General features: G+C 64.7%; 4 protein-coding genes. 2 read left to right on the plus strand and 2 right to left on the minus strand.

The window, feature by feature from the left end; genetic code table 11:
* On the minus strand, window positions 1-598 hold a 598-nt coding region (locus MKL09_RS14430), incomplete at its 3' end, for an ABC transporter substrate-binding protein (RefSeq protein WP_244021069.1).
* A 40-nt stretch (window positions 599-638) separates the two neighbouring features.
* Window positions 639-1,757 carry a branched-chain amino acid ABC transporter substrate-binding protein gene (locus tag MKL09_RS14435; protein WP_244021070.1) on the minus strand — a complete coding sequence of 373 codons (1,119 nt, stop codon included), beginning with the start codon at window positions 1,755-1,757 and terminating at the stop codon, window positions 639-641.
* Between the two features lie 818 nt (window positions 1,758-2,575).
* Here MKL09_RS14435 and MKL09_RS14440 point away from each other — a divergent pair.
* Both MKL09_RS14440 and uraH read left to right on the plus strand, forming a co-directional pair.
* The gene (locus MKL09_RS14440) at window positions 2,576-2,860 is read left to right on the plus strand and encodes a hypothetical protein (protein WP_244021072.1); all 285 of its coding nucleotides are present in this window, start codon (window positions 2,576-2,578) and stop codon (window positions 2,858-2,860) included.
* Window positions 2,861-2,884: 24 nt separating this feature from the next.
* A complete protein-coding gene (gene uraH, locus MKL09_RS14445) occupies window positions 2,885-3,409 on the plus strand; it encodes a hydroxyisourate hydrolase (RefSeq protein WP_244021074.1) in 525 nt (174 codons plus the stop codon).
* Window positions 3,410-3,565: the final 156 nt, after the last annotated feature.

Raw genomic sequence — 3,565 nt, forward strand, 5'->3', positions numbered from 1 at the left:
AGGCATCGCACCAGTACGGCGTCGGCTTGTCGAACAGGACCCGGACGCTGAGGTCGTCGATCTTCTCGACGGTGCAATCCTTGTAGGAGCCGATCGTCACCGCCGCGGTGGCGGGGTCGCGGGCATAGGCCCAGGTGAACACGAGGTCGTCGGCGGTGAGCGGCTTGCCGTCGTGCCAGGTCACGCCCGGCTTGATCTTCCAGACCACAGAGCGGCCGTCGGCGGCGAGCGTCCCGTTTTCCTCGGAGGGGATCGTGGCGGCGAGCACCGGCACGAGGTTGCCGTCCGGGTCCCAGGCGGCGAGCGGCTCGTAGAAGATCCGCGAGGCCTCCTGGTCCTTGGTGCCGATGGCGAAATGCGGATTGATCAAGGTTGGCGCCTGCCACCAGAGCAGGCGCAGCGCCCCCCCGCCGCCGGCCTTCGCTGCCTTGTAGCCGCCCCGGATGTCGGCGGCCATCGCCACCCCGTTCCCGGCCAGCATCAGCCCGGCCATCGGCGCGGAGAGGCCGACGGCCAGCATCCGCTGCACGAAGACGCGCCGCGACAGCTGGCCCGACTTCACCTGCTCAATGAAGCCACGCAGATCCCGCTCGTCCATGAGTTTGCCCTCGATCTCAGCCGCGCAGCGCGCAGTGTGATCATTGAGTCAATTCGTGCCCTGTGTAATCGATCTTGCCGTCGGCGCCCTTCGCCCACTCGTACATGATGTAGTCGGGTCGGGTGATGTCGCCCTTCTTGTCGTAGGCGATCTCGCCGATCACCGTCTGCGTCGGCCTGCCTTGGTGCAGCCAGTCCGCGAGCGTCTTGCCGTCGCTGGAGCCGGTCTCGGCCATCGCCTTCGCCAGAACCTGCACGGCCGCGTACGAGTAGAGCGTGTAGGCCTCGGGATCGATGCCCCTAGCCTTGAAGGCCGTCACCACATCCTTGGCGTTCAGGTTCTTGCGCGCGTCCGGCGAGAAGGTCATCAGCGTCCCCGCTGCGCCCGGGCCGGCGATCTGGACGAACTCTTTGTCGGTGATGCCATCACCGCTCATCATCGGCGCTTTCAGGCCCTGGTCGCGCATCTGCCGGATTATGAGCCCAGCTTCGGTGTGCAGACCGCCAAAGTATACAATGTCGATGTCGGCCGACTTTAGCTTGGAGGCGAGCGCCGAGTAGTCCTTCTCACCAGGATTGATGCCCTCGAACATCGCCTCCTTGCCGCCCTTGGCCTTAAGAACCTTCAGGGTCTCGTCGGCAAGTCCCTTGCCGTAGGGCGTCTTATCGTGGACGAAGGCGATCTTCTTGCCCTTGAAGTGCTCGGACAGGTAGGTGCCCGCCACCGCGCCCTGCTGGTCGTCGCGGCCGCAGGTGCGGAACGTGTTCCACATGCCGCGCTCGGTGAACTTCACGTTCGTGGAGGCGGGCGTGACTTGAACGATGCCAGCGTCGAGGTAGACGTCAGAGGCCGGGATCGACACACCGGAGTTGAAGTGACCGACGACCAACTTGACGCCCTCGCTGGCGAACTTGTTGGCCACTGAGACGCCTTGCTTGGGATCGCCTGCATCGTCACCGATGACGGCCACGAGCTTCTGGCCGTTGATCCCGCCAGCTTTGTTGATGTCGTCAACTGCTTGGCTGGCGCCGTTTTTGATCTGAGCGCCGAACGCCGCGTTAGGCCCAGTAATCGCACCGACGATGCCGATCTTGACCTGAGCCTGCGCTGAGCCGGCCATCAGGAGGCCGAGAATGCCGGCCAACACAGAAGCGCGCATGTTGATCTCTCAGGCTACTGCTCTCAGGCGTCACCCGTACCTACCTGCAAGATCGTGGCCGTCCAGAGCGGAGCTTACACCGGTCAAATGGTCGAACCGTTCTACTCATGTGCCCTTTACCGGTGTCCAGCGACCCTATGAGGTTCTGCCTGCGCCGTAGATCCTGCCAGTGCAGGCATTCAGCCGCGCCCCCTGTGCGGCCACGGTACGCCAAAACGGGTAAGATCTCGATCATCCCTCAAGGAGTTCCCACACGGGCACCGCTGAAGAGTACGGACTCAACCTGATCGATGCCCGACGCTCACGGGCGCACTTATCAGCCGTAGCGGGTAGGGCTTAGCTCATGCCTCAGTGCGCGCCCGGCGTAGTTGGAATTCCGACTGTGACCGCAAGTAGGCCCGTGAGATAGGCCCGTCCGCGTGGCCGATATACGTCGGTTGGGGCCTGTCCGCTTTTCCAACCGACTTTCTCCGGAGCGGACAGGCCGCTTTCGGCCAGATCCAGTCGGCCACTACGCGCTAAACGCGGTCGGCTCGGCCGCCTGAGCGTGATTACCGCATCGGACAACCCGCGAAGACGTTCGTTCCGTTCCAGGGCTGGCAGTGGCGGGCACCGCTCGCTTTCCATAGCTCGCAGGTCGTGACACTCACTACCCATGAGCAGCTTGCACAAATTGATCGGGACAGTCGCCCGCCGGCGTCATTCGCCGGTAACCGACTACGGTGTCACGCTGCTGTTGATCGGCGCCATGACGTTCGTTCGGTTCCAGCGCGCCCATCCTTGCGATGATCGCGCTCGCGGTAGGAATCGTCGGCACGATGAGCGCGATCCCCGTCTTCTGGCAGATCCCGGGGCGCTTCCTGGCAGGTTCGGCCGCGGCAGCTGGCATCGCGCTCATCAACTCGGTGGCCAACCTCGCGGGCTTCGGCGCCCCGGCGGTGATGGGCTATCTGCGCGAGCACACCGGCTCGGTCTCGATCGGCCTGTGGATCGTCGCGGCCGTCGAGGCACTCTCACTCGCGCTGATCCTCGCCTTCGTCCCGCCCGCGACCCCGGAACTGGAGCAGCGCGCAGCGTCCCGCGCCGCGCACGAGCCGGCGTAATCTCACCGCCATCAGGAGCCAACCTTGGATCATCCCTCAAACCGATCCGAACTGACGCGCCGCAGCCTCGTCCGCGTCGGCCTCAGCACCGCGGCGGTGGCGTCCGCAAGCACGGTGATGGCGCAGGGCGCACCCATGAGCCCTCCGGCCAAACCCGGCGCGCTGACCACCGCTCCGACTTCACAGACCGGCCTCTCTCCACGGTTGACCCTGCACGCCATCGACAATTTCCATGGCACGCCCGCCGCCGGCATGGTCTGCGACCTCGCGATGCTCGATGGCGAAGGCTACAAGCCACTCAAAATCATCACCACCACGGCGACCGGACGCCCGGCCGACCCGGTGCTCGTCGATGACGCCTTCAAGGCTGGCCACTACGAGCTGGTGATGCATTTCGAGGAATACTTCTCAAAGCTCGGCGTAAAGCTACCCAGCCCGAACTTCCTGAACCTCGTGCCGATCCGCTTCCAGATCCGCGATGCCGGCCAGCGTTACCACCTGCCGGTGCTGCTCACTCCCTGGGGCTATTCGTACTATCGGGGTAGCTGAGATCGGCACCGGCCAAACGGATAGACCCCATCCCTCGCTCAGGACACCGAAGATCATGGCCGGCATCTCGACCCACGTCCTCGACACCGACCGCGGCCGTCCCGCCAGCGGGGTGCGCATCGACTTCTCGATGATGGAGGACGGCAAGTGGCGCCT

The organism is Methylobacterium sp. J-048 (assembly GCF_022829515.1).
Taxonomy (GTDB): domain Bacteria; phylum Pseudomonadota; class Alphaproteobacteria; order Rhizobiales; family Beijerinckiaceae; genus Methylobacterium.

Coding starts and splice junctions, on each gene's coding strand:
- MKL09_RS14435 (WP_244021070.1), bottom strand. CDS start 1,757: ATGCGCGCTTCTGTGTTGGCCGGCATTCTCGGCCTCCTGATGGCCGGC.
- MKL09_RS14440 (WP_244021072.1), top strand. CDS start 2,576: ATGAGCGCGATCCCCGTCTTCTGGCAGATCCCGGGGCGCTTCCTGGCA.